The organism is Nocardioides lacusdianchii (genome assembly GCF_020102855.1).
In the GTDB taxonomy this organism is placed as follows: Bacteria; Actinomycetota; Actinomycetes; order Propionibacteriales; family Nocardioidaceae; genus Nocardioides; species Nocardioides lacusdianchii.
Window position 1 is genome coordinate 107,114 of record NZ_JADHZD010000007.1, and the last position, 25,794, is coordinate 132,907.

26 protein-coding genes and 1 tRNA gene are annotated in these 25,794 nt (G+C 72.7%); 16 read left to right on the top strand and 11 right to left on the bottom strand.

Annotation, left to right across the window (positions count from 1 at the left end; all coding sequences use genetic code 11):
• Positions 1-59: 59 nt before the first annotated feature.
• Both IRX98_RS11995 and IRX98_RS12000 read left to right on the top strand, forming a co-directional pair.
• A complete protein-coding gene (locus IRX98_RS11995) occupies positions 60-830 on the top strand; it encodes an electron transfer flavoprotein subunit beta/FixA family protein (protein WP_224277022.1) in 771 nt (256 codons plus the stop codon).
• A 28-nt stretch (positions 831-858) separates the two neighbouring features.
• Positions 859-1,812 carry an electron transfer flavoprotein subunit alpha/FixB family protein gene (locus tag IRX98_RS12000; protein WP_224277025.1) on the top strand — a complete coding sequence of 318 codons (954 nt, stop codon included), beginning with the start codon at positions 859-861 and terminating at the stop codon, positions 1,810-1,812.
• A gap of 66 nt (positions 1,813-1,878) precedes the next feature.
• On the opposite strand, the gene IRX98_RS12005 is transcribed toward IRX98_RS12000, so the two are convergent.
• Positions 1,879-3,414 (bottom strand): hypothetical protein, encoded by a 1,536-nt coding sequence (locus IRX98_RS12005; RefSeq protein WP_224277027.1) that lies wholly within the window; start codon positions 3,412-3,414, stop codon positions 1,879-1,881.
• A 38-nt stretch (positions 3,415-3,452) separates the two neighbouring features.
• Here IRX98_RS12005 and IRX98_RS12010 point away from each other — a divergent pair, with 38 nt between their 5' ends.
• The 8 genes from IRX98_RS12010 to rocD all read left to right on the top strand — a co-directional run bounded on the left by IRX98_RS12010 (position 3,453) and on the right by rocD (position 8,481).
• Positions 3,453-4,703 carry a glutamate-5-semialdehyde dehydrogenase gene (locus IRX98_RS12010; RefSeq protein ID WP_224277029.1) on the top strand — a complete coding sequence of 417 codons (1,251 nt, stop codon included), beginning with the start codon at positions 3,453-3,455 and terminating at the stop codon, positions 4,701-4,703.
• 31 nt (positions 4,704-4,734) lie between these two features.
• Positions 4,735-4,884: a hypothetical protein gene (locus tag IRX98_RS12015; protein WP_224277031.1), complete on the top strand. Its 150-nt coding sequence runs from the start codon at positions 4,735-4,737 to the stop codon at positions 4,882-4,884.
• Positions 4,885-4,898: 14 nt separating this feature from the next.
• The gene (gene nadD / locus IRX98_RS12020; protein WP_224277033.1) at positions 4,899-5,540 is read left to right on the top strand and encodes a nicotinate-nucleotide adenylyltransferase; all 642 of its coding nucleotides are present in this window, start codon (positions 4,899-4,901) and stop codon (positions 5,538-5,540) included.
• Positions 5,537-5,896: a ribosome silencing factor gene (gene rsfS / locus IRX98_RS12025; RefSeq protein WP_224277035.1), complete on the top strand. Its 360-nt coding sequence runs from the start codon at positions 5,537-5,539 to the stop codon at positions 5,894-5,896. The genes nadD and rsfS overlap by 4 nt, the downstream gene beginning before the upstream one ends.
• Positions 5,893-6,522: a histidine phosphatase family protein gene (locus IRX98_RS12030; RefSeq protein WP_224277037.1), complete on the top strand. Its 630-nt coding sequence runs from the start codon at positions 5,893-5,895 to the stop codon at positions 6,520-6,522. The genes rsfS and IRX98_RS12030 overlap by 4 nt, the downstream gene beginning before the upstream one ends.
• On the top strand, positions 6,519-6,989 hold the full coding sequence (locus tag IRX98_RS12035; RefSeq protein ID WP_224277039.1) for a DUF4112 domain-containing protein: 471 nt from the start codon (positions 6,519-6,521) through the stop codon (positions 6,987-6,989). Before IRX98_RS12030 ends, IRX98_RS12035 begins: the two co-directional genes overlap by 4 nt.
• Before the next feature lie 83 nt (positions 6,990-7,072).
• Positions 7,073-7,145, top strand: a tRNA-Ala gene (locus tag IRX98_RS12040).
• Positions 7,146-7,242: 97 nt separating this feature from the next.
• The gene (gene rocD / locus IRX98_RS12045; protein ID WP_224277041.1) at positions 7,243-8,481 is read left to right on the top strand and encodes an ornithine--oxo-acid transaminase; all 1,239 of its coding nucleotides are present in this window, start codon (positions 7,243-7,245) and stop codon (positions 8,479-8,481) included.
• A gap of 8 nt (positions 8,482-8,489) precedes the next feature.
• Here rocD and IRX98_RS12050 read toward each other — a convergent pair whose 3' ends face one another.
• From IRX98_RS12050 to IRX98_RS12065, 4 genes are read right to left on the bottom strand one after another with little or no spacing between them, the layout of a single operon-like run.
• Positions 8,490-8,771, bottom strand: coding sequence for an ankyrin repeat domain-containing protein (locus IRX98_RS12050; protein WP_224277044.1), 282 nt, complete (start codon positions 8,769-8,771; stop codon positions 8,490-8,492).
• A complete protein-coding gene (locus tag IRX98_RS12055; protein ID WP_224277046.1) occupies positions 8,771-9,532 on the bottom strand; it encodes an SDR family NAD(P)-dependent oxidoreductase in 762 nt (253 codons plus the stop codon). Before IRX98_RS12055 ends, IRX98_RS12050 begins: the two co-directional genes overlap by 1 nt.
• 9 nt (positions 9,533-9,541) lie before the next feature.
• Entirely contained in the window at positions 9,542-10,792 is a 1,251-nt protein-coding gene (locus IRX98_RS12060) for an MFS transporter (RefSeq protein WP_224277048.1), read from the bottom strand.
• On the bottom strand, positions 10,789-11,370 hold the full coding sequence (locus IRX98_RS12065) for an ArsR/SmtB family transcription factor (RefSeq protein WP_224277050.1): 582 nt from the start codon (positions 11,368-11,370) through the stop codon (positions 10,789-10,791). Before IRX98_RS12065 ends, IRX98_RS12060 begins: the two co-directional genes overlap by 4 nt.
• Positions 11,371-11,578: 208 nt before the next feature.
• On the opposite strand from IRX98_RS12065, the gene IRX98_RS12070 reads away from it, so the two are divergent.
• Positions 11,579-12,094 carry a DUF4870 domain-containing protein gene (locus tag IRX98_RS12070; RefSeq protein ID WP_224277052.1) on the top strand — a complete coding sequence of 172 codons (516 nt, stop codon included), beginning with the start codon at positions 11,579-11,581 and terminating at the stop codon, positions 12,092-12,094.
• 20 nt (positions 12,095-12,114) lie between these two features.
• Here IRX98_RS12070 and IRX98_RS12075 read toward each other — a convergent pair whose 3' ends face one another.
• A complete protein-coding gene (locus IRX98_RS12075; RefSeq protein ID WP_224277054.1) occupies positions 12,115-12,879 on the bottom strand; it encodes a hypothetical protein in 765 nt (254 codons plus the stop codon).
• Positions 12,880-13,028: 149 nt separating this feature from the next.
• Here IRX98_RS12075 and leuS point away from each other — a divergent pair, with 149 nt between their 5' ends.
• Entirely contained in the window at positions 13,029-15,542 is a 2,514-nt protein-coding gene (leuS, locus tag IRX98_RS12080) for a leucine--tRNA ligase (protein WP_224277056.1), read from the top strand.
• A 65-nt stretch (positions 15,543-15,607) separates the two neighbouring features.
• Here leuS and IRX98_RS12085 read toward each other — a convergent pair whose 3' ends face one another.
• Both IRX98_RS12085 and IRX98_RS12090 read right to left on the bottom strand, forming a co-directional pair.
• On the bottom strand, positions 15,608-17,182 hold the full coding sequence (locus tag IRX98_RS12085; protein WP_224277058.1) for a S8 family peptidase: 1,575 nt from the start codon (positions 17,180-17,182) through the stop codon (positions 15,608-15,610).
• A 124-nt stretch (positions 17,183-17,306) separates the two neighbouring features.
• The gene (locus IRX98_RS12090) at positions 17,307-18,179 is read right to left on the bottom strand and encodes a helix-turn-helix domain-containing protein (RefSeq protein WP_224277060.1); all 873 of its coding nucleotides are present in this window, start codon (positions 18,177-18,179) and stop codon (positions 17,307-17,309) included.
• An 85-nt stretch (positions 18,180-18,264) separates the two neighbouring features.
• On the opposite strand from IRX98_RS12090, the gene IRX98_RS12095 reads away from it, so the two are divergent.
• The 4 genes from IRX98_RS12095 (at position 18,265) to holA (ending at position 23,374) form a co-directional block, all read left to right on the top strand.
• Positions 18,265-19,128, top strand: a complete 864-nt coding sequence (locus IRX98_RS12095) for a DegV family protein (RefSeq protein ID WP_224277062.1) — start codon at positions 18,265-18,267, stop codon at positions 19,126-19,128.
• 64 nt (positions 19,129-19,192) lie between these two features.
• Positions 19,193-20,104: a ComEA family DNA-binding protein gene (locus IRX98_RS12100; RefSeq protein ID WP_224277064.1), complete on the top strand. Its 912-nt coding sequence runs from the start codon at positions 19,193-19,195 to the stop codon at positions 20,102-20,104.
• 3 nt (positions 20,105-20,107) lie between these two features.
• Complete coding sequence (locus tag IRX98_RS12105) at positions 20,108-22,375, top strand: ComEC/Rec2 family competence protein (protein ID WP_224277066.1); 2,268 nt, start codon at positions 20,108-20,110, stop codon at positions 22,373-22,375.
• Positions 22,376-22,387: 12 nt separating this feature from the next.
• Positions 22,388-23,374, top strand: a complete 987-nt coding sequence (gene holA / locus IRX98_RS12110) for a DNA polymerase III subunit delta (RefSeq protein WP_224277068.1) — start codon at positions 22,388-22,390, stop codon at positions 23,372-23,374.
• Between the two features lie 67 nt (positions 23,375-23,441).
• On the opposite strand, the gene rpsT is transcribed toward holA, so the two are convergent.
• The 3 genes from rpsT to IRX98_RS12125 all read right to left on the bottom strand — a co-directional run bounded on the left by rpsT (position 23,442) and on the right by IRX98_RS12125 (position 25,762).
• Positions 23,442-23,702 (bottom strand): 30S ribosomal protein S20, encoded by a 261-nt coding sequence (gene rpsT / locus IRX98_RS12115; RefSeq protein ID WP_224277070.1) that lies wholly within the window; start codon positions 23,700-23,702, stop codon positions 23,442-23,444.
• A gap of 156 nt (positions 23,703-23,858) precedes the next feature.
• Complete coding sequence (locus IRX98_RS12120; RefSeq protein WP_224277072.1) at positions 23,859-24,803, bottom strand: phosphotransferase family protein; 945 nt, start codon at positions 24,801-24,803, stop codon at positions 23,859-23,861.
• Entirely contained in the window at positions 24,800-25,762 is a 963-nt protein-coding gene (locus tag IRX98_RS12125) for a phosphotransferase (RefSeq protein WP_224277074.1), read from the bottom strand. The genes IRX98_RS12120 and IRX98_RS12125 overlap by 4 nt, the downstream gene beginning before the upstream one ends.
• Between the last annotated feature and the right edge of the window lie 32 nt (positions 25,763-25,794).

Here is a 25,794-nt window from a genome sequence, read left to right on the forward strand (position 1 = left end):
TCACATCCGATTTCACAGGAGGGGCCGCGAGGCCACACGCCATGAACATTGTTGTCTGTGTGAAGTACGTGCCGGACGCCACCGCCGACCGCAAGTTCGAGGACGACTACACCGTCGACCGCGTCGGCGTCGACGGTCTGCTGTCCGAGCTCGACGAGTACGCCGTCGAGCAGGCCCTGCAGTTCCGCGAGAAGCGCGAGGGTGAGGACATCGAGATCACCGCGCTGACCGTCGGGCCCGAGAAGGCGGTCGACGCGGTGCGCAAGGCGCTGCAGATGGGTGCCGACAAGGGCGTCCACGTCGTCGACGATGCGATCGCGGGCTCCGACTACATCGCCACGTCGCTGGTGCTGGCCAAGGCGATCGAGAAGGTCGGCGCGGACCTCGTGGTCTGCGGCATGGCCTCCACGGACGCCTCCGGCTCCGTGGTGCCGGCGATGCTGGCCGAGCGCCTCGGCATGCCGCAGGTCACGCTCGCGTCGGTGATCGAGTCGCAGGGCGACCAGGTCCGCATCAAGCGTGACAACGAGGGCTCCACCGAGGTCATCGGCGCGACGCTGCCGATCGTGCTGTCGGTCACCGACCAGTCGGGCGAGGCGCGCTACCCCTCCTTCAAGGGCATCATGGCCGCGAAGAAGAAGCCGCTGGAGACCTTCTCGCTGTCCGACCTCGGCGTCGACGCCGGGCAGGTCGGCCTCTCGGTCGCGTGGTCGCAGGTCGAGGACACCACCGAGCGCCCGCCGCGCACCGCCGGCGAGATCGTCACCGACGAGGACGGCTCGGGCGCAGACGCGCTGGTCGGCTTCCTCGCGTCCAAGAAGTTCATCTGAGCAGGCTGACAGGAACAGGAGAGCCACCATGTCTGAAGTCCTGGTAGTCATCGACCACGCCGACGGCGAGGTCAAGAAGCCCACCTACGAGCTCCTCACGATCGCGCGCCGCCTCGGCGAGCCGTCCGCGGTGTTCTTCGGCTCGCCCGACCAAGGCGACGCCGTGGCCGAGAAGGTCAAGAAGTACGGCGCCGAGAAGGTCTACGTCGTCGACGACGCCCAGATCAAGGGCTACCTCGTCGCGCCGAAGGCCGAGGCGCTCCAGCAGCTGGCGGAGAAGAGCAGCCCTGCCGCGATCCTGCTGCCGTCGACGTTCGAGAACAAGGAGGTCGCCGGTCGCCTGGCGATCAAGCTGGGCTCGGGCCTGATCACCGACGCCGTCGACGTCGCCGAGGGCGGCGTGACCACGCAGAGCGTGTTCGCCGGCAACTACACCGTGCAGGCCAAGGTCACGCAGGGCACGCCGATCATCACCGTGAAGCCCAACTCGGCCGCCCCCGAGGAGGCCGCGGGTGCGGGTGCCGTCGAGGCGTTCGCCGCGACGGTGTCCGACGTCGCGAAGACGGCGCAGATCGTGGCCACCCAGCCGCGCCAGTCGACCGGTCGCCCCGAGCTGACCGAGGCCGCGATCGTGGTCTCCGGCGGTCGTGGCACCGGCGGCAACTTCGAGTCCGTCGAGGGCTTCGCCGACTCCCTCGGCGCGGCCGTGGGCGCCTCGCGTGCGGCCGTCGACTCCGGCTGGATGCCCCACGCGTTCCAGGTCGGCCAGACCGGCAAGACGGTCTCGCCGCAGCTCTACGTCGCCAACGGCATCTCGGGTGCGATCCAGCACCGCGCCGGCATGCAGACGTCGAAGACGATCGTCGCGGTCAACAAGGACCCCGAGGCCCCGATCTTCGAGCTCGTCGACTTCGGTGTCGTGGGCGACCTGCACACGGTCCTGCCCGCAGCGACCGACAAGGTCAAGGAGCGCAAGGGCTGAGTCCTCTGCCCCACCGGACGCCCCCGACCTGCTCGGTCGGGGGCGTCCGTGCGTGCGGAGCCGGTCTCACCAGCGGTCGACCCGCACCGCCCAGCCGTCCTCGCGCCTGACGATGCCCACGGTCTGGCCCCGGTTCGGGCGGGTGCTGTCCATGTCGAAGTACGCAGCCCGGTCGTAGGACTGCTCCACCCCGGCGCACCTGCCCCGCGTCCGGGTGGGGAAGCGCCCGAGGCGCTCCGTGCCGCCGGACGAGACGCGACGGAGGATGGTCGGCCACCTCCGCGGCCCCGCAGCGACAAGCTGGACGGCGGCGTCCGGACCGTCCGGCACCACGACGTCGCACCGGCCGGTGGTGCCTCCCGGCAGGCTGACGACGCCGCGCTCCGGCGAGATCACGTGGACGTCGCGCGGGCCCGGCACGGCGACGTACCGTCCGTCGTCCGACTGGCCCAGCGTCCGCCGTCCCATCCGCAGCGCGTCCCAGGCCAGACCGTCGCGCGTGGTGAGCACCACGTTGCCGCGCCCGCAGCCCACGACCGCGGCGATGACGGCCAGGGGCTGGACGGTGCCGTCGGCTCCCCAGCGGCACCGGGTGGGCGACTCGTGGACCGTGACCGCGGCTCCCCACACCTGGGCGACCGGGTCGTAGACCTGGGCCCGGACCCTCCTGCCCGTCCGCGAGCCGAGCGCCACGAGCGGGGCTCCCGGCGCGGTGCGGAACGTCGTGCGGAGGCCGCGGTCGACCAGGACGAGGCCCGGCGCCGTGATCGGGGGCTGCCGTGTCACGGCCCAGGGGGACGCGGCGTCGGCGCGCGAGACGACGGCCACCGAGGAGGGCAGGGCGAACTCCCCGAAGACGGCGGTGTTCGCATCCACGTTGGCGAAGTTGCGGTCCTGGCACGCGTCGTCGAGCGCGACCTCCTGGCGTGTGGGCGGGGCGTCCCCGGTCCGGGTGAGCACGACGAGGGCGCACCGGCGACGGGACACGTGCGCGCCGAAGAGGTAGGAGACCTGGGCGTCGTCGGTGATGGTGGCGGTCGCCGTGTACTCGCGCCCCGGGGTCTCGAGGGCGCGGCGGGTGAACCCCTCGGGGCCCCAGGTGACGTAGCCACGGAACTCGAGCCAGACCGCGCGGCTCCCGTCGGGCGAGATGCCGGGCTCGTCGTAGGCCTCGCCCTCGAGCGGGTACGACGACCAGGTGATCGTGTCGGCGGACCACACGGCGTGGGACCCGGTGGGCGCCTGGTCGTCGGGGTAGCCGCCCCGGTCGCACTTCGCCGTCACGGCCACGGCACCGTTGGCCGTGCGTGCGTCGACGTCGCCGCAGGCGAGGTCCTCCTCCCGGAGCACCTCCTGCCGTCCTCCCCACGTCGCGGTGGCGGCGTCGTAGCGCCTGCCCCAGACCCCCTGGTGGTCGTCGTCGACCCAGACGCGGAACAGGTCGCCGTCGGCGAGCGTCAGCTCGACTCCGCCCTCGAGCTCCCGGGGGAGGTCACCTGCGTCGTGGACCCCCTCCGGTGCCGGTGCGGCGCCCGCGGTCGAGCCGGTCAGGACAGCCGCTGCCGTCGCCAGTGCGACGATCACCCCCGTGATGCGAGACATGACCTCACCCTAGGTCAGCCGGACCTACGCTGGACCGCATGAGCAGCGAGGAGTCCGTCCGCGAGGTCGCCGTCCGTGCCCGGACGGCCAGCCACGAGCTCGCCACTGCCACCCGTGCGGCGAAGGACGCCGCGCTGCACGCGATGGCGGACGCCCTGCACGAGGCGGCACCGCAGGTGCTGGCGGCCAACGCCGAGGACGTGGCGCGGGCCGGGGCCGCGGGCACCCCCGCCAACATCGTGGACCGGCTGCGGCTCGACGACGAACGCCTCGCCGCGATGGCGCAGGGCCTGCGCGACGTCGCCGGCCTGCCCGACCCCGTCGGTGAGGTGCTGCGCGGCAGCACGCTGGCCAACGGCCTCGAGCTGCGGCAGGTGCGGGTGCCGTTCGGCGTCGTCGGGATGATCTACGAGGCGCGCCCCAACGTCACGGCCGACGCCGCCGGGATCTGCCTCAAGGCCGGCAACGCCGTGCTGCTGCGCGGCTCGTCGAGCGCCCGGTCGAGCAACGCCGCCATCGTCGCGGCGATGCGCGGTGCGCTGGCCGGCAGCGGCCTGCCGGAGGACGTCGTACAGCTGGTGCCGGGGGAGACCCACGACAGCGTCAAGGCGCTGATGCGCGCCCGCGGGCTCGTCGACGTGCTCGTCCCGCGGGGCGGCGCCGGCCTGATCCGCAGCGTCGTGGAGGAGTCGACCGTCCCGGTGATCGAGACCGGGGTGGGCAACTGCCACGTCTACGTCGATGCCTCGGCCGACCTCGAGCAGGCGCTCGCGATCGTGCTCAACGCCAAGACCCAGCGCACGAGCGTGTGCAACGCCGCGGAGTCCCTCCTCGTGCACGAGGACGTCGCCGACGAGTTCCTGCCGATCGTCGTCGAGGCGCTCCAGGCGGCCGGCGTGCTGGTGCACGGCGACCCCGCCTTCGCCGAGTACGACGACGTGGTGCCGGTGACCGACGAGGACCACGCGGCCGAGTTCCTCGGCCTCGAGATCTCCGCAGCCGTGGTGAGCGACGTCGAGGGTGCGATCGAGCACATCCGTCGCTTCTCGTCGGGGCACACCGAGGCCATCCTGGCACGCGACCAGGCCACGATCCGCCGCTTCGTCGCGGCCGTCGACTCGGCGGCGGTGGTGGTCAACGCCTCGACCCGCTTCACCGACGGCGGCGAGTTCGGCTTCGGTGCGGAGATCGGCATCTCGACCCAGAAGCTGCACGCGCGGGGCCCGATGGGACTGCCGGAGATGACGTCCAGCAAGTACGTCGTGGTCGGGGACGGGCACGTGCGCTGAGCCGCCGCGGCGCGGACGATAGGATCACGCCATGCTGAACTCCCTGACTGTCCTCGCCTCCGAGGCCGAGCACGGCGACCCCGTCGTCAGCCCCTACATCATCGGCGCCGTCACGCTGGTCCTGCTGCTGGTGCTGCTCCTGGCCGTGGTGTCCTTCGGCGGCGGGCGCGAGCACAGCTGAGGTCGGCGACCTCCGTGAAGGAGCAGTCGGCTGCAGGCCGACGCGTCGGCGTGATGGGCGGCACCTTCGACCCCATCCACCACGGCCACCTCGTCGCGGCCTCCGAGGTCCAGGCGTGGTTCGACCTCGACGAGGTCCTCTTCGTGCCCACCGGCGACCCGTGGCAGAAGAGCGACCGTGACGTCACCGAGGCCGAGCACCGCTACCTCATGACGGTCGTGGCGACGGCTGCCAACCCGCGCTTCAACGTCTCGCGCGTCGACATCGACCGCGACGGCCCGACCTACACCATCGACACGTTGCGCGACCTCAAGGCCGAGCTGCCCGACGCGGAGCTGTTCTTCATCACCGGCGCCGACGCGCTCGCCGACATCTTCACGTGGCGTGACGCCGACGAGCTCTTCGAGCTGGCCACCTTCGTCGGCTGCACGCGCCCGGGCTACGAGATGGACCCGGCGACGATTGAGAAGATCCCGTCCGACAAGGTCACCATGGTCGAGATCCCCGCTCTGGCGATCTCCTCGACCGACTGCCGTGACCGCAAGCGCCGCGGCGAGCCGGTCTGGTACCTCGTGCCCGACGGCGTCGTCCAGTACATCGCCAAGCACGACCTCTACGCTCCCTCGACCACGCACGACAGCAAGGACTCTGCATGACAGCCACCGACCACGCCCTCGAGCTCGTCGCCATCGCCGGCCAGGCCGCGCACGACAAGAAGGCCGACCAGGTGCTCGCCTTCGACGTCAGCGAGCAGATCGCGATCACCGACGCGTTCGTGCTGGCCAGCGCCACCAACGAGCGCGCGGTCGGCGCGATCGTCGACGAGGTCGAGGAGAAGCTCCGCGAGGTCGGCGCCAAGCCGATCCGTCGCGAGGGCCACAAGGAGGGGCGCTGGGTGCTGCTCGACTACGGCGAGATCGTCGTCCACGTCCAGCACGAGGAGGAGCGGATGTTCTACGCCCTCGAGCGCCTCTGGAGCGACTGCCCGGTGATCCCGCTCGACCTGACGTGAGGCGCCTGGTCCTGCTCCGCCACGGCCGCACGGAGTGGAACGACTCCGGACGCGCCCAGGGCCACGCGGACGTCCCGCTCGACGACGTCGGGCTGGCGCAGGCCAAGGAGGTCGCGCCGGTGCTGGCGGGCCTGCGACCCGTCGCGGTGTGGTCCTCCGACCTCGCCCGCGCGGCCGGGACGGCAGCCGCCATGGCCGCCGAGTGCGGGCTCGACCCGGTGCTCGACCCGCGGCTGCGCGAGTTCGACGTCGGACCGAACAGGCAGGGCCTGACCGCGGAGCAGTACGCCGCCGCCCACCCCGAGGAGTACGCCGCGCTCCTGGCCGGCGACCTCGACGCGATCCCCGGCCGGGAGACCCGCGACGACGTGCTGCAGCGCTTCCTGCCCGCGCTCGGGACGTACGCCGACTCGCTGGCCGAGGGGGAGACCGGAGTGGTCGTCTCCCACGGAGCCGCCCTGCGCGTCGCCGTGCCGGCCTTCCTCGGCTGGGAGGGCGACCCGGGCGAGAGCCTCGGGGTGCTGGCCAACTGCGGCTGGGTGGTCCTCGAGCACTCGGCGTCGACCTGGACCGGCGGGGTCGAGCGCTGGCGGCTGACGGCCTGGAACCGCGTGGTCACCCCGTGAGCGAGCGCGCCCGCGAGGTCGACGTGGCCTCGAGCCGGCGCCTCGCACGCGTCATGGACGACGCGGTGACCGTGCCCGGCACGCAGATCGGCGTCGGCCTCGACGCCGTCATCGGGCTGGTGCCCGGCATCGGCGACGCCCTCGGCAGCGCGCTGTCCAGCATCATCGTGCGCGACGCGGTGCGCGCCCGGGTGCCGACGGTGGTGCTCGCCCGGATGGGCCTCAACCTCGTCCTCGACGCGCTGCTCGGCCTGGTGCCGGGCGTCGGCGACCTGCTCGACGTCGCCCACCGCGCCAACCGCAAGAACCTCCGCTTGCTGCTCCGCGAGATCGAGCGCGAGCCGCTGCGCGAGCCCCCGACACCGGCGTACGTGGTGGGCGCGGTGGCCCTCATGGCGGTCCCGATCGTCGCCGGACTGGCCGTGACGGTGCTCGGGATCTGGTTCCTGTGGAGGCTGGTGACCTGACCGGCGACCCCGATTTCACCTCCGGGATGCTGTCGGCTAATGTTCTCGTCGTTGTCCTCCCGGCTCCACGGGAGGACGATGTTGGGGCTGTGGCGCAGCTGGTAGCGCATCTGCATGGCATGCAGAGGGTCAGGGGTTCGAGTCCCCTCAGCTCCACCGACACGAGAGGCCGGACCGAAGGGTCCGGCCTCTTCGCCGTTTCTCGGGCCTCGCCGAGTCGGCGTTCGGAATCGGGCAGTGGCACCATGGGCCCATGACCGCGACCGACCTCTCCACCAGCACCGTCTCCGAGCGCACGGCCGCTCACATCGCGACCACCGAGCGCTACGCCGCGCACAACTACCACCCCCTCCCGGTGGTGCTCGCGCAGGGCGAGGGCGCGTGGGTCGTCGACGTCGACGGACGGCGCTACCTCGACTGCCTGGCGGGCTACAGCGCGCTGAACTTCGGTCACTCCAACGAGCGCCTGGTCGCCGTCGCGCGCGAGCAGCTGGGCCGCCTCACGCTGACCAGCCGGGCGTTCTTCAACGACCAGCTCGGGGGCTTCGCCGAGTCGCTGGCGCGCCTGACCGGCAAGGACATGGTCCTGCCGATGAACTCCGGCGCCGAGGCCGTCGAGACCGCGATCAAGGTCAGCCGCAAGTGGGGCTACGAGGTCAAGGGCGTCCCCGCCGGCCAGGCCTCGATCGTCACCATGGAGGGCAACTTCCACGGCCGCACCACCACGATCGTCAGCTTCTCCGACGACGAGGTCGCCACGTCCGGCTACGCCCCCTTCACCTCCGGCTTCCGCCGCGCCGCCTACGGCGACATCGCCTCGGTCGCCGCGGCCATCGACGACACCACGGTCGCGGTGCTCTTCGAGCCCATCCAGGGCGAGGGCGGCGTGGTGATGCCGCCCGAGGGCTTCCTGCGCGACCTGCGCGCGCTCTGCACCGAGCGCAACGTGCTGATGGTGGCCGACGAGATCCAGTCCGGCCTCGCACGCTCGGGTCGGACGTTCGCGTGCGATCACGAGGACGTCGTGCCCGACATCTACGTCATGGGCAAGGCGCTCGGCGGCGGCATCTACCCTGTCTCCGCGATCGCGGCCGACCACGAGGTCATGGACGTCATCACTCCCGGCTCGCACGGCTCGACCTTCGGCGGCAACCCGCTTGCTGCGGCCATCGGCACCGAGGTGGTCGCGATGCTCGAGGAGGGCACCTTCCAGGCCCGCGCCGCCGAGATCGGCACCCAGATCGAGGCCGGCTTCCGCCCGCTCGTCGGGCGCGGCCTCGTCGACGTGCGCGTCCGCGGCGCCTGGGCCGGTATCGACATCGACCCGGCGCTGATGACCGGTCGCCAGATGTCCGAGGCGCTCATGGCCCGCGGCATCCTGGCCAAGGACACCCACGGCTCGACCGTGCGCTTCGCCCCGCCGCTCGTCGCGAGCGACGACGACATCGCGCTGCTGGTCAACGCCGTCACCGAGATCCTCACCGCCGGCTGAGTCCGCCCCTAGGCCAGCCGGTCCACGACCCGGTCGAGCCCTGCGGCGCGGGCGGCCTCCAGTGGCGTCATGCCCTCGAGCGGCGAGCGCAGGGTCGGCAAGGCGCCGCGGTCGAGCAGGAGCAGCGCCACGTCGGCGCGGCCCTCCTCGATCGCGGCCACCAGCGCCGTCGACTGCAGCTCGGGATGCACGAAGTCGACATCGACGCCGGCGTCGAGGTGGTGCTCGACGAGGTCGACGTCGCCCGCGCAGGCGGCCGTGAAGAACGCCTTGTAGTCCCCGTGGGACATCAGGCGATCGTCAGGCCGCCGTCGACCGGGATCATCTGGCCGGTGACGTAGCCCGCGGCGTCCGATGCCAGCCAGACCGCGGTCGCGGCGAGCTCGTGCGGGTCGCCCTTGCGGCCGGCCGGGACCCGCTGGAGGGCGAGGTCGAGGTAGCCCTCGGGGTAGGTCTCGGTCATCTCGGAGGTGAAGAAGCCCGGGGCGAGGGCGTTGACGCGGATGCCCTTGCGGCCCGTCCACTGCTGGGCGAGGTCGCGGGTGAGCCCGCCGAGCCCGGCCTTGGAGGCGGAGTACGCCGCCTGCGGCAGGCCTCCGGTGGTGATGCCGAGGATCGAGGAGATGTTGATGATGCTCGACCCGGGCTCCATCACCCGCCCGCACGCCTGGGCCATCCAGTAGCAGCCGTTGAGGTTGACGTCGATGACCGAGCGGAACTGCTCGGGCGTCTCGCGGGTCGCCGGGACGGCGGTGCCGACGCCGGCGTTGTTGACGAGCACGTCGACCCGGCCGAACTTCGCCATCGCCTCGTCCACGAGGTGCTGGCACTGCTCGGGGTCGGCCACGTCGGTGGCGACCGTGTGCACGCGGCGACCCGTCGATCGGACGGACTCGGCCACCCGCTCGAGCTTCTCGACGCGGCGCGCACCGAGCACCACGTCGGCGCCGGCCTCGGCGAAGCAGTGGGCGAACGCGACCCCCAGCCCGCTCGAGGCGCCGGTGACGATGACGACCTTGCCGTCGAGGCGGAACATCTCCATGACTCCCATGGCGAGACCCTAGGACGTGGTGGTCGTCACCGCAGGCGCCGGGGTCGCCGGTGCCCGGGGGAGCGTGCGCACCGAGCGGGAGCACAGCACCAGCGCGACCACGGCGACGTACGCCACCGCGGAGGCGACCAGCACCGGCCGGAAGCCGAAGGCCAGGGCGAGCGGGCCGTAGGCGAGCTGGCCGATCGGCATCGCGACGAACGAGCCGAGGGCGTCGTAGGAGTAGGCGCGCGAGAGCATGCCGTCCTCGATGTTCTCCTGCATCGCCAGGTTCCAGCCCATCCCGAAGATCTCCGTCCCGGCGCCGGCCAGGAAGGCCGTGGTGACGAGCCCGACCAGGGTGGGGGAGACGCCGAGGAGGAGCATCGGTGGGGCCATCATCGCCACGCCGAGCATGCCGAGCAGCAGCGGTCGCTCGAGGCGTACGCGCAGCAGGACGACCGTGGTGAGGAGCAGGCCCGCGGCTTCCGCCGACAGCACGATGCCCCAGGCCTGGCGGCCGACGGTGTCGTCGGCGACCGCCGGTCCGAGCGTGAGCCAGGCGCCGGCGTGGATCGCGTTGAGCACGCCGAAGCCGACGACCACGATCCACAGCCACGGGGTCGCCCAGAAGAACGACCAGCCCTCCCGCAGCTCGCGCAGCGTGTCGGGTGCCTCCGCCCGCGGTTGCCGGGCGGGCATGCGCACCGGTATGAGCAGCAGCGCGGCGAGCAACCAGGTGGCCGCGTCAACGGCGAGGGCCCAGCCCGAGCCGACCGTGACCACCAGGAGCGCACCGATCGTCGGGCCCAGCACCATCATGCCGTTGCGCGTCAGGGAGACCAGGGCGTTGGCCGGTTGGAGGTCCTCACGGGGCACGAGCTGGGGAAGCACGCTGGCCATCGCCGGGAACCCCACTCCGGACACGGCGCCGTGGACGATCGACAGCACCACGAGCATCCAGATCTCGGCCTCGCCCGCGAGCACCAGCATCGCGATGGCACCTTGGCTCACCGCCGAGGCGACGTTCGAGAACTGCAGCACCAGGGTGCGCGGGAACCGATCGGCGATGACACCGCCGTAGAGCAGCAGCGCCACCATCGGGATCATGTGGGCGGCCAGCACCTGGCCGAGCGCGGTGGGGGAGTCGGTGATGTCCAGCACGGCGAACGCGAGCGCGATGCTCGCCATCATGTTGCCGAGCGTGTTGACGAAGCGCGAGGCGAAGTACCACGCGAAGTTGCGGTTGCGCAGCGGCGCGAGCGCGGTCGTCCAGGTCATCGCTGCTCCCTCGCCGGGATCCAGCGCACGGCCTCGGCGTCGAGCCCGCCGGTCATCGTGAAGGCGTTGGTGGTGGCGCTGACGTGGACGGTGTCCGGCGTACCTGCCGGTCGGGCCTCGGCGTGCAGCAGGTGCGACGCCTCGTGGAGCAGGTCCAGGGCGCGGTGCCACACCGGCACGGGGACCCACGCCTCCAGGTCGCTGGAGGAGGCCGCGCCCTTCGCCGCGTCGAGCAGTCGGCGCTCGACCTCGACGGCGTTGGCGCGGGCGTAGGCAATGCGGTCGTCGATGCCGCTGGTGCGGTCGGCGAGCTCGCGGGACGCGTCGTAGCGGTAGCGCTTGGCGGTCCCGCCGCGGATCTTCTCCTCGCTCTCGACGACCAGCTCGCCGATGTCGTGGAGCACCCGCAGGTGGTACGACGCGTTGGCGTGCGTCAGCCCGAGCGCGCGGGCGACCTCCGCGGCGCTCATCGCCTGCGCGGTCAGCAGCGACATGATGCGCAGCCGCGCCGGGTGCGCGGTCGCGCGCAGCCGGGCCACCGCCTGCCCGTCGGTCTCGGGCTCTGTCTCGTCCACCACGGCGTACCCCTCCAAGAGTTCTTGGGGAGTGAGTGTGCCCGCCGTCCGCACGACTGTCAAACGGTTGTTGGGCGGTGTGGTGCCACGGGGCACCCGCACCCCACCCTGAACACACCCTGACTCGACCCCGGAACGGGGTGATTCCGGGCTCCGGGCGTGCTTGGCTTGTCCCCAGAGGCAGGGCACCCCGCCCCGAGGAGTGAGTGAGATGTCAGACCAGTACCCGCAGTACCCCCAGCAGCCCCACGACCCGCAGGTCCCGGGACAGCCGGACGGCTACGGCCAGCCCCGCGGCTACGGCCAGCAGCCGCCGCAGGAGCAGGCCTACCGCATGCCGCCGACCACGATGTCGCCGCAGGACGAGCGCACGTGGGGCGCGATCAGCCACGCGGGCGCCGTCGTCGCGATGATCTGCTCGGCCGGCTTCCTCGGCTTCATCGCCTCGATCGCCGTCTACGTGATCCACAAGGACCGCGGGCCGTTCGTGCGGTCGCACGCCGCCAACTCGATCAACATCCAGATCTCGATGTTCATCTGGCTCGTGGTCGCCACGATCGTCTACGTGGTCCTCTCGATCCTCACCCTCGGCATCGGCTTCGTGGTCCTGCTGCCGATCTTCCTGGTGCCGCTCGTGATCGCCGGCGTGCTGCACGTCATCGGTGCGGTCAAGGCCTACAACGGCGAGTGGTGGAACCCGCCGCTCACCCCGGCCTTCGTGAAGTGAGCCTCGTCGAGTAGGCGCCGTCAGCTCAGCCGTCGCAGGACCTCGTCCTGCCACGCGAACGCCGCCCGGGTCCGGACCGCGAGGTCCGGCCCGGGCAGCAGCGCCTCCACCTGCTCGGCCATGCCGGCCGGCAGGTCCGTGCGCAGGTAGCGCAGGCCGAAGTCGTGGCGCGCCGGGCAGTGCTCGATGCGCAGCAGCCGCACCAGCGGCTCCACCGCGAAGCGCAGGTGCAGCGTGGTCGCCGCGGCGAGGTCGCCGCGTGCGATCGCCCGCTCCACCAGCCAGGCGCCGGTCTGCCGGCGTGCCGCGGTCTGCGCCACCGCCTGCGCGCGCTGGGCGGACAGCCCGGCCTCGTCGTCGTCCTCGAGCAGCAGCAGGCCGTCGGGATCGTGGAGCACGAGCGGCACGCCGTGGCGCCGGGTGTCCATGGTGAGCCGCTGGGGCAGCGTCTGGACCACCACGTCGATCAGCCGCGTGGGCCGGCTGAGGTCGGCGGCGTCCGGCTGCAGGTGCACGAAGCACTGGCGGCCAGTGGGCCAGGTGGCCTCCGGCAGCTCCCACACGTGGTCGACCTCGAGCTCGCTGCGCAGCAGCGCCAGCACGGCGGCGTACGTCGTCGCGGCGTCGCCGTCGCACCAGGCCTCGACGTCGAGGTCGGAGTGGTCGTCCCAGCCGCCGGTGACGGCCGAGCCGTTGACCACGACGACCCGCAGCTCCGGCACCCGGCGAGGGAGCGCGGTGAGGAGGTCCAGCACGTCGTCGTACCTGCTCAGGTCAGCGGCCATGGAAGCGAGTATGCTGCTGCTGTGCACCAGAACCTCCTTCTTCCTCAGCCGCGCTGATCTCGTCCCACCAGGACGGACACGCGGCCACCCCTCCATGTGAGGGGTTTTTTCATGCCAACACCCCGCAGCACGCCACAAGAGGACACGCCATGAGCAGCCAGGACACGGGAGACACCGCAGCCCCGCAGGAGACGGCCCCGCACGAGACGGCGGAGCGCGCGACGTACGACATCGCGGCCACCGAGACGAAGTGGCAGCGCGTCTGGGAGGAGCTCGACCCCTTCCGGGCCGACGACGACAGCCCGCGCGAGAAGCGCTACGCGCTGACGATGTTCCCCTACCCCAGCGGCGACCTGCACATGGGCCACGCCGAGGTGTTCGCGCTGCACGACGTGGTGGCGCGCTACTGGTGGCAGCGGGGCTACGAGGTGCTGAACCCGATGGGCTTCGACTCCTTCGGCCTGCCGGCGGAGAACGCGGCGATCCGCAACGACGAGCACCCCGACACCTACACGCGGGCCAACATCGCCAAGTCGATCGAGTCGTGCAAGAAGTACGCCGCCTCCTTCGACTGGTCGCGCACCTTCAACACCTCCGACCCGGACTACTACCGCTGGACGCAGTGGCTGTTCCTGGAGTTCTTCAAGCGCGGCCTGGCCTACCGCAAGAACAGCGCCGTGAACTGGTGCCCGCAGGACCAGACGGTGCTGGCCAACGAGCAGGTCGTGGCGGGTGCCTGCGAGCGCTGCGGGGCGGAGGTGACCAAGAAGGAGCTGACCCAGTGGTACTTCAAGATCACCGACTACGCCCAGGAGCTGCTGGACGGCCTCGACGAGCTGGAGGGCACCTGGCCAGACCGGGTCGTCACCGCGCAGCGCAACTGGATCGGTCGCTCCGAGGGCGCCCACGTCACCTTCACCCTGTCGACCGGGCACGACATCGACGTCTACACCACCCGGCCGGACACGCTGTACGGCGCGACGTTCATGGTGGTCGCCGCTGACGCTGCCCTGGCAGCGGAGATCGTGCACCCCGACCGCGCGCAGGCGCTGCAGGACTATTTGGTCGAGGTGCGCAAGGCCTCCGACATCGACCGCCTGGCCACCGACCGGCCGAAGACCGGTGTGGACCTGGGCATCACCGCGACCAACCCCGTCTCGGGTGAGGAGGTGCCGGTGTGGGCCAGCGACTACGTCCTGGCCGACTACGGCACCGGCGCGATCATGGCCGTGCCCGCCCACGACCAGCGCGACCTGGACTTCGCGAGGGCGATGGGCCTGCCCGTGCGTCGCGTCATCGACACCGGAGACGACAACCCCGAGGAGACCTTCGTCGCGACCTCCGGCGACGGGGCGTACGTCAACTCCGGCGAGCTGGACGGCCTGCACGACAAGGCGTCGGGCATCCGCACCATCATCGAGAGGCTCGAGGCCGACGGCCGCGGGTCCGGTGCGGTCAACTTCCGCCTGCGCGACTGGCTGCTGAGCCGCCAGCGCTACTGGGGCGCGCCGATCCCGATCATCCACTGCCCCGTGGACGGCGAGGTCCCCGTCCCGGAGGACCAGCTGCCCGTCACGCTGCCGATGCTCAAGGGCGCCGACCTGAAGCCCAAGGGCACCTCGCCGCTGGGCGGGGCGACCGACTGGGTCAACGTGGCGTGCCCGACGTGCGGCGGCCCGGCCACCCGCGACACCGACACGATGGACACCTTCGTCGACTCGTCGTGGTACATGTTCCGCTACTGCTCGCCGCACGAGGACGACCGGCCGTTCGACCCCGACAAGGTCAACGCCTGGATGCCCGCCAACCTCTACGTCGGCGGTGTCGAGCACGCCGTGCTGCACCTGCTCTACGGGCGGTTCTTCACCAAGGTCCTCAACGACATGGGCCTGGTCGGCTTCCGCGAGCCGTGGTCGGCCCAGCTCAACCAGGGCTTCGTGATCAACCAGGGCAAGAAGATGAGCAAGTCGCTGGGCAACGGCGTGAACCTGGGCGAGCAGCTGACCGCCTTCGGCGTCGACGCCGTACGCCTGACGCTGGTGTTCGCCGGCCCGCCCGAGGACGACATCGACTGGGCCAACATGTCGCCCGACGGGTCGCTGCGCTTCCTGCAGCGCGCCTGGCGGCTGTCCGGTGACGTCACCTCGGAGCCCGGCGTCGACGTCGCCACCGGTGATCTGGCGCTGCGGCGTGCGACGGCGCGGACCGTGCACGACGCGGCCACGCTGGTCGAGGCATACCGCTTCAACGTGATGGTCGCCAAGGTGATGGAGCTGGTCAACGCCACTCGCAAGGCCATCGACTCCGGCTGCGGCCCGGCCGACCCGGCCGTGCGCGAGGCGACCGAGGCGGTGGCGATCCTGCTGTCGCTGGTCGCGCCCTACACGGCCGAGGAGATGTGGGAGCGGCTGGGCCACGAGCCCACCGTCGTGCGCGTCGGCTGGCCCGAGGTCGACGACGCGCTGCTGGTCGAGGACTCCGTCACTGCGGTCGTGCAGGTCAAGGGCAAGGTCCGCGCCCGGCTGGAGGTCGCCCCGGACATCTCCGAGGCCGACCTGGAGGTTGCGGCACTGGCCGACGCCGGCGTGCAGCGGGCGTTGGAGGGGGCGACGGTGCGCAAGGTCATCGTCCGCGCACCGAAGCTCGTGAACATCGTCGTCTGAGACCAGGCGCACGAACGGCCCCGCAGCGTGAGCCGCGGGGCCGTTCGTCGTTCAGCGGGGGAGCGTCACGGACGGTCGAGACCGAACGTGTAGCTGCCCGAGCCGGAGTAGGACTCCACGCGCCACGAGTAGTACCCCGCGGTGCCGGTGTAGGTGATCTTCTCCTCCGAGGTGCTGGTCACGCCCTGCGCGACGACCACCCAGGTCGAGCCGTTCCACTTCTCGAGGAACAGGTCGAAGTCGGTGCCCGCCGGGCCCGACACGCAGCCGACGTGGGTGCCGGCAACGGCGTTGTAGTAGTCGTTGGTGCCGGGGTGGTAGGCCGCGCCACCCGAGGAGAGCGAGCCGGACTCCGTCTCAGGCATCGTGCTGCACGTGGTCGGCGTCGGGGTCGGGGTCGGCGTGGTGCCGCCGGTGCCGACGTAGAGCAGGCGGTTCGGCGAGCCGGTGCCGGGGTTGGTGACCTTGTTGGGCGTCGAGGCCGAGATCAGCGCGTTGCCGACCGTGGCCGGAGAGGCCGACGGGTTGCCCTGGAGGTAGAGCGCAGCAGCGCCCGCGACGTGCGGGGTGGCCATCGACGTGCCGCTGATGGTGTTGGTCGCCGAGGTGCCGGTGTGCCAGGCAGAGGTGATGTTGGAGCCCGGCGCGAACATGTCGAGGCAGGAGCCGATGTTGCTGAAGTCCGAGCGCGCGTCGGTGTTGGTGGTGGAGCCGATGGTGAGGCCGGCCGCCACGCGCGAGGGCGAGCTGTTGCAGGCGTTGGCGCCGTAGTCGTTGCCGGCGGCCAGCGCGTAGGTCACGCCGTCGGCGATGGAGTTGTTCACCGCGGTGTCGAGCGCGCTCGAGATGCCGCCGCCGAGGCTCATGTTGGCGACCGCGGGCGAGCCGGCGGTGTGGTTCTGCGTGACCCAGTCGACGCCGGCGATGACGCCGGAGTTGGAACCGCTGCCGGCGCAGTCGAGGACGCGGACGGCCACGAGGCGTACGCCCTTGGCCACGCCGTAGGTCGAGCCGCCGACGGTGCCGGCGACGTGCGTGCCGTGTCCGTTGCAGTCGGAGGTGCCGCGGCCGTCGTTGATCGCGGTGTAGCCGGAGACCGCGCGGCCGCCGAACTGGGTGTGGTTGGTCAGGATGCCGGTGTCGATGACGTACGCCGTCACGCCAGCGCCGGTGGCGTTGTAGGTGTAGGAGTTGTCCAGCGGCCGGTCGCGCTGGTCGATGCGGTCCAGGCCCCAGGTCGCCGGCGACTGGGTCGCCTCGAGCTGCACGGGTGCGTCGGCCTCGATGTAGGCGACGTTGGGGTTCTTGCGCAGGGCGGCGAGGGCCTTGTCGTTCAGCTGGGCGGCGAAGCCGTCGAGCACGGTGCTGTAGGTGTGGGTGACGGTGGCGCCGTCAGCGCGCACCTCGGCCTTGGCGGAGCGCAGGCTCTTGCCCGGGGCCTCCTTGTCGAGCACGACGATGTAGCGGTCGTCGGCCGACGTGCCGCGGACGGGAGCCAGCCCGTCGTCGGCGACGGACGCCGCGGGAGCCTCCTGCGGCTTCTCCTCGGCTGCGTGGGTGACAGAGGGCGTCAGCGCGAGGGTGGCGCCGGCCAGGGAGACAGCGAGGCCGGCGGCCAGGCGGGGGTGGACAGGGTTCATCAAAGGGTTCCTTCCCGAGAAAGATGGACGAGCAGACCCTGACCGGGCGAGCGCCCCCGCGACAAGGCTTGACCGTTCCTTAACACTTAACTCAGGGTCCGGTGCGTGCCCCGCCCGGGACGGGTCAGGAGGCCGGCCAGCTCCAGCGGATGCCCGTCGTGCCCGGTGCCGTGTCGGAGTGCACCAGGTGCGCGCGGTGGTCGTCGTCGAGCGTGATCGGCTGCTCGAGACCGTCGGCGAACGACACCACGGCGGCGGGCAGCGCGCGGGGGTCGAACTCGACCTCGAGGAGGTACTCGCGCATGGGCAGGCGCAGGCGCCGGGTGTACTCGCGCTCCTGCGGGCCGGGCGTGGCCGACACGACGTCGTAGGTCACGATCACCGTCTCGCCGCGTCGCAGCGGGCGGAAGAAGAGCAGCTCCGCGCCGACGACGCCACCGCTGCGGTCGTGCTCGACGGCACCGAGGGAGCAGCCGCGCACCGGCCGGATCCGGGGGAGCGCCGAGTCCGTGTCGTCCTGCGCGTGCATCACCACCCGGCGGTCAGGCCCGTCGACACGGGCGCGCATCGCCTGGCGCACCGTCAGGCTGACCTGGCGGCGGTCCGGGCCGACGCGGAGCACGTCGTGGACCGACACCCAGGCCAGGTGGGTGTCCCAGCTGGTGTCGAGGCGACCCAGCACCGCGGCGTGCGGCTGCTCGGGCCACAGCGTCTCGAGGCCGCGCACGGCGTGGCGCGGGGTGCGCTCGCGGGTGTCGGGCAGGGTCCGGGTCAGGTCACCGGGGCACAGCCCCAGCACCGCCTCGAGGTGCGGCAGGGCGGCCAGCGAGGACTTGCGGCCGGGGACGCTGCGTCCGGACTGCCAGTAGCTGAGGGTCGCGGCGCTGACGCTCACCCCGCGCCCGGCGAGGTGGTCGGTGATCCGCTCGAGGCTCAGCCCGCGCGCGTCGATGGCCAGCCGCAGCGCATCGGCGAAGCTGTCGAGCCTGTCGGGCATCTGGACATCCAAGCGGAGGCCGCCAAGCCGCGGCAAGGCGGACGGGCCGCGCTGCCAGGTGGTGCGAGCCACTAGCCTTCGGGGTGTGTCCGGCACCGTCATCGTCACCGACTCGACCGCGAGCCTGCCCGCCGAGGTGGCGCTGGAGCGCGGCATCCGGGTCGTGCCGCTGCAGGTCGTGATCGGGGCCCGGGTGCTCGACGAGGGACCCGACGGCGCGACTCCTGACGTGGTCGCCGAGGCGCTGCGCGAGTTCGTGCCGGTCAGCACCTCGAGGCCCTCGCCCGCCCTCCTGGCCGAGGTCTACCGGGAGCTGGCAGCGGCCGGTGCGGACGAGATCGTCTCGGTGCACCTCTCGCGCGAGATGAGCGGCACCTTCGAGTCCGCCCAGCTCGCCGCCCGCGAGGTCGACGTGCCCGTGCACGTGGTCGACTCCGGCCAGGTCGGGATCGCCACCGGCTACGCCGCGCTGACCGCCGCCGACGTGCGTGACACGGGCGGCAGCGGCGAGGTGGCGGCCGAGGCGGCGCGGGCGCGCGGTCTCGCCGCGACCTCGCTCTTCTACGTCGACACCCTGGAGTACCTGCGCCGCGGCGGCCGGATCGGCGCAGCGGCCGCGATCTTCGGCAGCGCGCTGTCGGTGAAGCCCCTGCTCGAGATCGCGGACGGCAGGGTCGTGCCGCGCGAGCGGGTGCGTACGGCGTCGCGCGCCCTCGCCCGGCTGGCCGACCTCGCGGTGGAGGCGGCGGGCGACGCGGCGGTCGACGTCTGCGTCTCGCACCTCGCCAACGCCGACCGTGCCGAGGAGCTGGCCGCCGCGCTCACCGAGCGGCTGGCCGCCGGCCTGGAGGGGCGCGAGGTGATGTGCGGCGAGCTGGGCGCGGTGCTCGGCGCCCACGTCGGTCCCGGCATGGTCGCGGTCTGCGTCTCGCCGCGTCCGACATCCTGACGGCTGTCCACAGATCGTCCTGCACCCCTGTCGGTGGCGGCGTCGGCCTTCCTAGCGTGGAGGCATGCGCCGAAACCAGTCGTCCGCCGAGCACGCCGAGGCGGTGTCGCGGCGGCTCGCCTCGCTCAGTGCCGAGCTCGCGGCGGTCCGCGGGGAGCCGCCCGCGGGGGAGCCGGCGTCCGGCGAGCCCTGGCCGCACACGCGGGTGCGCGACCGCGGTGGCGACGTCGGGCCCGCGGCCGCCCCGCCCGTCGCCCCATCCGTCGCGCTACCCGTGGCGCTGCCGGTCCCGGGGCGCCACGCGTCGCGACGGGTGCGGATCGGCGGGCTCCAGCTCGGTCCGGTGCACCTCGCGGTGGTGGCCGTCGTTGCCGCGGTGGCGGTCGGGCTCGCTGCCTGGTGGGCCGTGCGGGACCAGGCCGAGGCGGTCCCTGTGCGCGTCGACGCCTCCGCGCCGGCGCCGCTGACGTCGCTGAGCCCCGACGACTCGGAGACCGACGCGGGTGCTGACAGCGGCTCCGGGGCGACCGGCGACGGGACCGAGGAGACGGGGGAGGTGGTGGTCGACGTGGCCGGCAAGGTCCGCCGGCCGGGCATCGCGGTGCTGCCGGTGGGGTCGCGGGTCGTCGACGCGCTGGAGGCGGCCGGGGGAGCCCGGCGCGGCGTCGACCTCACCGGGCTCAACCTCGCCCGCCCGCTCGTCGACGGGGAGCAGGTGCTGGTGGGAGTGGCGCCGGCGCCCGGGGTCGCCGGCACCCTGACGTCCCCCGCCCCGGAAGGCGGGGCGCTGGTCAACCTCAACTCCGCCGACCTCGCCGCGCTCGACACGCTGCCGGGTGTGGGGCCGGTGACGGCCGAGGCGATCGTGTCGTGGCGCGAGGACAACGGCGGGTTCACCTCGGTGGAGGAGCTGCTCGAGGTGGACGGCATCGGGGAGGCGACCCTCGAGGACCTCGCGCCGCTCGTCACCCTCTGACCCGTGCCCGACCTGCGCGCGGTCGCGCTCGGTGTCGGCGCGTGGGCGGGGGCGCTCCTCGTGCTGCTACTGCCGGGGTGGGTCGCCCTCGGTGCTGTGGTGGTGGTCGTCCTCGTCGCGGTGCTGCTCGTCGCTCGGCGCACCGTCGCTCCGGCGTGGCTCGGGCCGGTGGCCGCGCTGGCGGCGGTCGCTGGTGTCGCCACGCTCCAGCTCACCCTGGTCGCGACCTCGCCGCTCACCGCGCTCGCCGAGGAGTCGGCGGTCGTCGACGTGAGGCTCGAGCTCACCTCCGACGTACGCGTCGTGGCGGGACGCTACGGCGACCTCCAGGTCGTGCAAGCCACGGTGTCGCGGGTCGAGGGCCGCGGCACCGCTTGGGCGCTGACCGCGCCGGTGGTGGTGATGGCGGGCGCGGACTGGCCGCGCCTGCCGCTCGGCACCACGCTGGAGACCACGGCCCGGCTGGTCCCCGGTGACGGCGAGGAGGCCGCGCTGGTGCGCCCGACCGGGGAGCCCCGCGTGGTGGCCGGTCCGGACGTGTGGTGGGACGCCGCAGCAGCCGTACGCCGCTCGGTGCGTGCCGCGGTCGCCGGCCGGGACGCCGACGCGCGCGAGCTGGTTCCGGCCCTGGTGGTGGGCGACGACGGTGGTCTCGACCCGGACCTCGCGGACGACTTCCGCACGACCGGCCTCACGCACCTGCTCGCGGTGAGCGGCACCAACCTCACCCTCGTGGTCGGCGCCCTGCTCATCCTCGGCCGCTGGCTGGGCGTGCGCGGTCGCTGGCTGCACGTGCTGGCCGCCGTCGGCATCGCCGGCTTCGTGCTGACCGCGCGCGCCGAGCCCAGCGTCGTACGCGCTGCGGCGATGGGGACCGTCGCGCTCATCGGGATGGGCAGCAACGGCCGCTCACGCGGGACGCGCGGGCTCGGGGTGGCGGTGCTCGCCCTGCTCCTGCTCTGGCCACGGCTGGCGGTGACGGCCGGCTTCGCGCTCTCCGTGCTCGCCACGGCCGGGATCCTGCTCCTCGCGCCGGTGTGGCGCGACGCCCTTCGCCGGTGGACACCACGGTGGGTGGCCGAGGCGGTCTCGGTGCCGTTGGCGGCGCAGGTGGCGTGCACCCCGGTGGTGGCGGCGCTGTCCGGCCAGGTCAGCCTCGTCGCGGTCGGCGCCAACCTGCTGGCCGCACCGGCCGTCGCGCCGGCCACCGTCCTCGGCCTCGGCGGCGGGCTGCTCGGGCTGGTGTGGGCGCCGCTGGGGGTCGTGGTCGGTGCGCCTGCCGCGTGGTCGGCGGGATGGATCATCACGGTCGCCCGCTGGGGCGCGGCGGTCCCGACCGCCGCCATCGACTGGGGCACCGGACCGCTGGCGCTGCTCGCCCTCACCCTCGCATGCCTGGTGTCCGTGCCGCTGGCGCCGAGGCTCCTCGGCAACCCCGCCTCCACGCTGGCGTGCACCGGTCTGCTCGTGGTGGTGATGCTCGTGCGGCCACCCACACCCGGCTGGCCGCCCGAGGGGTGGGTGCTGGCCGCCTGCGACGTGGGGCAGGGCGACGGCCTGGTGCTGCGGGCGGGAGAGCGCGCGGCCGTGGTGGTCGACGCGGGCCCCGACCCGGCCGCGATGGACGCCTGCCTCGACCGGCTCGAGGTCGAGGAGGTGCCGCTGCTGCTGCTCACCCACTTCCACGCCGATCACGTCGAAGGGGTGGCGGGGGTGCTGGAGGGGCGCGAGGTCGGGGTGGTCGAGGGGACCGGGCTGCTCGACCCCGTCGCCGGGGTGGAGGCGGTGGAGGCTGCGGCGGGGCGTGACCCGGACGTGGCGGCGTACGGCGGCACGCGCAGGTTCGGCGACGTCGTCCTCCAGGCGGTGTGGCCGCCCCCGGGGGCCGGCCGCACGGACCCCAGCGAGAGCGCGCCCAACAACGCCAGCGTCGTGGTGCTGGCCGAGGTCGGCGGCCTGCGGGTCCTGCTGACCGGGGACGTCGAGCCGTCGGCGCAGGCGGCGCTGGCGCGCGACGTGGCGGGCCTGCAGGTCGACGTCCTCAAGGTGCCTCACCACGGGAGCCGGCATCAGGACCTCGACTGGCTGACGTCGCTGCGGGCGAGGGTGGCGCTGGTGTCGGTGGGGGAGGACAACGACTACGGGCACCCGGCGCCCGACGTCCTTGCCGCCCTGGACGCGGCGGGCGCGGAGGTGTGGCGTACGGACCTGGCGGGCGACGTCGTCGTGGTGGTGCGACGGGGCGAGGTCGGTGTCGTCACCCGCGACTAGGCTGGCCCCACCATGGCTCGCACTCCCTCCGCCGCTCAGGTCCTCGGCCGCGTCGTCCTCGTGACGGGCAAGGAGGAATACCTCTCCGCGCGCACGGTCGGCTCGGTCCGCGAGGCCGTCCGGACCCACGACGCGGAGGCCGAGCTCGCCGAGTCGGCTGCCTCCGAGCTCACACTGGCCTCGCTGGGCGAGATGTCCGCGCCGTCACTCTTCTCCTCCATCCGTTGCGTGGTCGTGCGCGGCCTGGAGGACCTGCCCGACGAGTCCGTCGACGGCCTGCTGTCCTACTGCGCCGCCCCGGCCGACGACGTCGCGCTCGTGCTGGTGCACTCCGGCGGGCAGAAGGGCAGCGGCGTGCTCACCAAGCTGCGCAAGCTCGCGGCCGTGACGGAGGTGAAGTCGGAGGAGATCAAGGCCAGCGAGATGCCCGGCTTCGTGACATCGGAGGTCGCCACCCACGGCGCGAAGATCACCTCGGACGCCGCCACCTTCCTCGTGCAGGCCATCGGCCACGACCTGCGTTCGCTGGCGGCTGCGGCCGACCAGCTCACCAACGACTATCCCGGCGAGCAGCTCACGGTCGAGAAGGTCCAGCGCTACTTCGGCGGCCGCGCGGAGGCCAAGTCCTTCACCGTCGCCGACGCCGCCTTCTCCGGCAAGCGCGCGCTCGCGCTCGAGGAGCTGCGGTGGGCGCTCGACACCGGCACCGCGGGCGTGCTCGTGACGTCCGCGATGGCGGCCTCGGCACGGAGCCTGGCGCGCTACCTCGGCGCCTCCCGTGGCGCGCGTGACGGCGACCTCGCCCGCGACCTCGGCGTGCCCCCGTGGAAGGTGCGGACCGTGCGCGAGCAGTCGCGCGCCTGGTCGCCGGAGGGCATCGCCGCCGCCGTGCGCGCGGTCGCGGTCGCCGACGCCGACATCAAGGGCCAGGCCCACGACGCGTCCTACACGCTCGAGCGGCTGGTCCTCACCGTGGCCGGGCTGCGCGAGACCCGCTGAGGCCCGCGACCGGCCGGAAATGCGAAACACCCGCCACGGGGGCGGGTGCTTGCGGAAGAGGGACGACTCAGAGCGAGGCGGCCTTCTTGGCGATCGACGACTTGCGGTTGGCGGCCTGGTTCGAGTGGATGACACCCTTCGAGGCGGCCTTGTCGAGGGCCTTCATGGCGTCGCGGCTGGCAGCCACGGCGCCGTCCTTGTCGCCAGCCTCGGACAGCTCGCGGAACTTGCGAACGGCGGTCTTCAGGCGCGACTTCACGGCCTGGTTGCGCTGGCGCGCCTTCTCGTTCTGCTTGTTGCGCTTGATCTGGGACTTGATGTTCGCCACGTGTGGATCCTCGGATGCTCGAACTGGTCTGGAATGGAAGTCTGGTGCTGTCGGCTGCCTGGCAACCCCGGTCAGGGGCGGGCGCCGGACACGCAGGGAGAAACTCTACCGTCAGGCCTCGTGCGCGCCCAAATCCGTCGTGCGCCGCGGACCGCGTCAGCGGCCGGTGCGACGAGCGACGGCCTCCAGCATGCGCCGCGACTCCCGGATCCGGAAATCGTTGAGCGTCGGGAGGTTGACGTCGACGGCGACGAGCGAGCGCAGCGCCATGTGGGAGGCGAAGCCGGCGAGGAAGGCGGTGACCGCCTCGTCCCCTGTCTCGGCCAGGGCGGGGGAGGTGGCGAGCGAGTCGTCGAACCACGGCTCCTCGACGCGCTCGAGCCGGGCGAGGAGCGGGTCCACCCAGGCGGGGCCGCGCGCGGTGACACCCCAGTCGAGGAACACGACCTCGCCGCCCGGGCGCCGGAGCATGTTGTCGATGCGGATGTCCCAGTGGGCCAGGTGCGGCATCGGCGTGCGCGCCTGCTCGCGCAGGACCTCCGCCCATCCGTGCGGGTCGGTGCGCAGCCACCTCGGCACCGGCACCTCGTCCGGCGCGTCGGCGAGCGAGTCGAGGCTGTCGGCCCACGTGCCGAGGACGTGCGCCACGTCGACGAGGTCGACCGTCGTCGGGACGTGGCGGTGCCGCAGGACCTCGGAGAGCCTGTCGGTGCCGGTGAGCACCTCCGCGAGCTCGGCGGGATCGGTGAAGTCGGGATGGCGCCCCTCGACGTCCTCGATCAGCAGTGCCACCCATGCCCCGTCGTCGTACGCCGCTCGCATGCGCGCCCACAGCGGGTGCTCGCCGAGGTGCTCGAGCACCGCCGCCTCGCGGCGGAACAGGCCGAGGGTGTCGGGGTTGAGCTCGGACCCGACCGCCTTGACGAAGGCGCGGGTGCCGTCGGCGCAGGTCAGCCGTGTCGCGCAGCCCGGGGACATGCCGCCCACCTGCTCGGCGGTGCCGACGACGGGGGAGCCCAGCTCGTGCTCGACCCATGCGCGCACCGTGGCCGGCACGGCGGCGTACGGCCGGCGTACACCGACCGCGCGGGGTGCGCTCACGACCAGCTCCGGCGCTCCGACAGCCAGTCCCAGCACACCTCGCCCTGCCAGCGCTGGTGGTCGCGGATGTGCGGCGAGGTGGGCGGGACCGGCAGCTCGCACTGGGAGAGGAAGTAGCCGACGTAGAGGGCGAGGTTGATGTCCAGCACCTCGGGGTCGAGGTCGCGCAGGAGCCGCCGCTCGGCGATCACCCCGTCGACGTCGATGCCCTCCCCGCGCGGACCGATGAGGGCGGCGAACGAGTCGAACCACGCGGCGCCGCGCACCGGCCAGTTCCAGTCGCACAGGAGCGCGCGGCCGTCGGCGTCGATGAGGACGTTGTCGGAGCGCACGTCGGTGTGGACGAGCGTGTCGCCGCCGACGACCTCGGCGTAGCGGCGTGCCAGCGCCTCCGCCTCGGCGAGGCGCACAGGGTCCAGGTCGGTGCGGTCACGGTGGATCGACTCCCAGCCGTCCAGCAGCGGAGCGAAGTCGGCCTCGGCCGTGTCGAGGGCGAGGCCGGCGGGCGCCGGGGTCAGCACGTCGGCGACGACCTCCAACGAGTCGAGGAGCGCGTCGAGGTCGCCAGCCCGCCAGGGGCGGTGCGGCGCCCGCGCGGCGACGTGCTCGATGCCGAGCACGACCCAGTCGTCGTCGAGGTGCCAGAGCAGGCGGGGTGCCGGGACGCCGGTGGGCAGGGCGGCGAGCTTGCGCGCCTCCTCGCGGTAGGAGTCGGCGAACATCCGCTGCGCCTTGACGGACGCGGCCTTCACGAAGTGGCGCGAGCCGTCCTCGCAGACGAGCACGGAGGCGAAGCCCGGCGTGAAGCCGCTGGTCTGGGAGGTCGCCGTGGCGACGGGGGAGCCGCACTTGCGCTCGATGTAGGCACGGAGGTTGGCCGGGAGGAAGGGCCACTCGAGGCGCCGGGCGGTCCGGTCGGGCGGGACGGGGTAGGGCGCGACGGGTGCGGTGCGGGACATGTGCGGAATCCTCTCCCACCGACCTGTGAGGG

Bases quoted from the DNA above. Each gene is read 5' to 3' on its own strand.
- IRX98_RS12070 (WP_224277052.1), top strand. From the start codon at position 11,579: ATGTCAGACCAGTACCCGCAGTACCCCCAGCAGCCCCACGACCCGCAG.
- IRX98_RS12090 (WP_224277060.1), bottom strand. From the start codon at position 18,179: ATGCCCGACAGGCTCGACAGCTTCGCCGATGCGCTGCGGCTGGCCATC.
- IRX98_RS12000 (WP_224277025.1), top strand. From the start codon at position 859: ATGTCTGAAGTCCTGGTAGTCATCGACCACGCCGACGGCGAGGTCAAG.
- rsfS (WP_224277035.1), top strand. From the start codon at position 5,537: ATGACAGCCACCGACCACGCCCTCGAGCTCGTCGCCATCGCCGGCCAG.
- IRX98_RS12125 (WP_224277074.1), bottom strand. From the start codon at position 25,762: ATGTCCCGCACCGCACCCGTCGCGCCCTACCCCGTCCCGCCCGACCGG.
- IRX98_RS12015 (WP_224277031.1), top strand. From the start codon at position 4,735: ATGCTGAACTCCCTGACTGTCCTCGCCTCCGAGGCCGAGCACGGCGAC.
- IRX98_RS12100 (WP_224277064.1), top strand. From the start codon at position 19,193: ATGCGCCGAAACCAGTCGTCCGCCGAGCACGCCGAGGCGGTGTCGCGG.
- IRX98_RS12085 (WP_224277058.1), bottom strand. From the start codon at position 17,182: ATGAACCCTGTCCACCCCCGCCTGGCCGCCGGCCTCGCTGTCTCCCTG.
- IRX98_RS12060 (WP_224277048.1), bottom strand. From the start codon at position 10,792: ATGACCTGGACGACCGCGCTCGCGCCGCTGCGCAACCGCAACTTCGCG.
- IRX98_RS12005 (WP_224277027.1), bottom strand. From the start codon at position 3,414: ATGTCTCGCATCACGGGGGTGATCGTCGCACTGGCGACGGCAGCGGCT.
- IRX98_RS12050 (WP_224277044.1), bottom strand. From the start codon at position 8,771: ATGTCCCACGGGGACTACAAGGCGTTCTTCACGGCCGCCTGCGCGGGC.
- leuS (WP_224277056.1), top strand. From the start codon at position 13,029: ATGAGCAGCCAGGACACGGGAGACACCGCAGCCCCGCAGGAGACGGCC.
- IRX98_RS12075 (WP_224277054.1), bottom strand. From the start codon at position 12,879: ATGGCCGCTGACCTGAGCAGGTACGACGACGTGCTGGACCTCCTCACC.
- holA (WP_224277068.1), top strand. From the start codon at position 22,388: ATGGCTCGCACTCCCTCCGCCGCTCAGGTCCTCGGCCGCGTCGTCCTC.
- IRX98_RS12010 (WP_224277029.1), top strand. From the start codon at position 3,453: ATGAGCAGCGAGGAGTCCGTCCGCGAGGTCGCCGTCCGTGCCCGGACG.
- rocD (WP_224277041.1), top strand. From the start codon at position 7,243: ATGACCGCGACCGACCTCTCCACCAGCACCGTCTCCGAGCGCACGGCC.
- IRX98_RS12055 (WP_224277046.1), bottom strand. From the start codon at position 9,532: ATGGGAGTCATGGAGATGTTCCGCCTCGACGGCAAGGTCGTCATCGTC.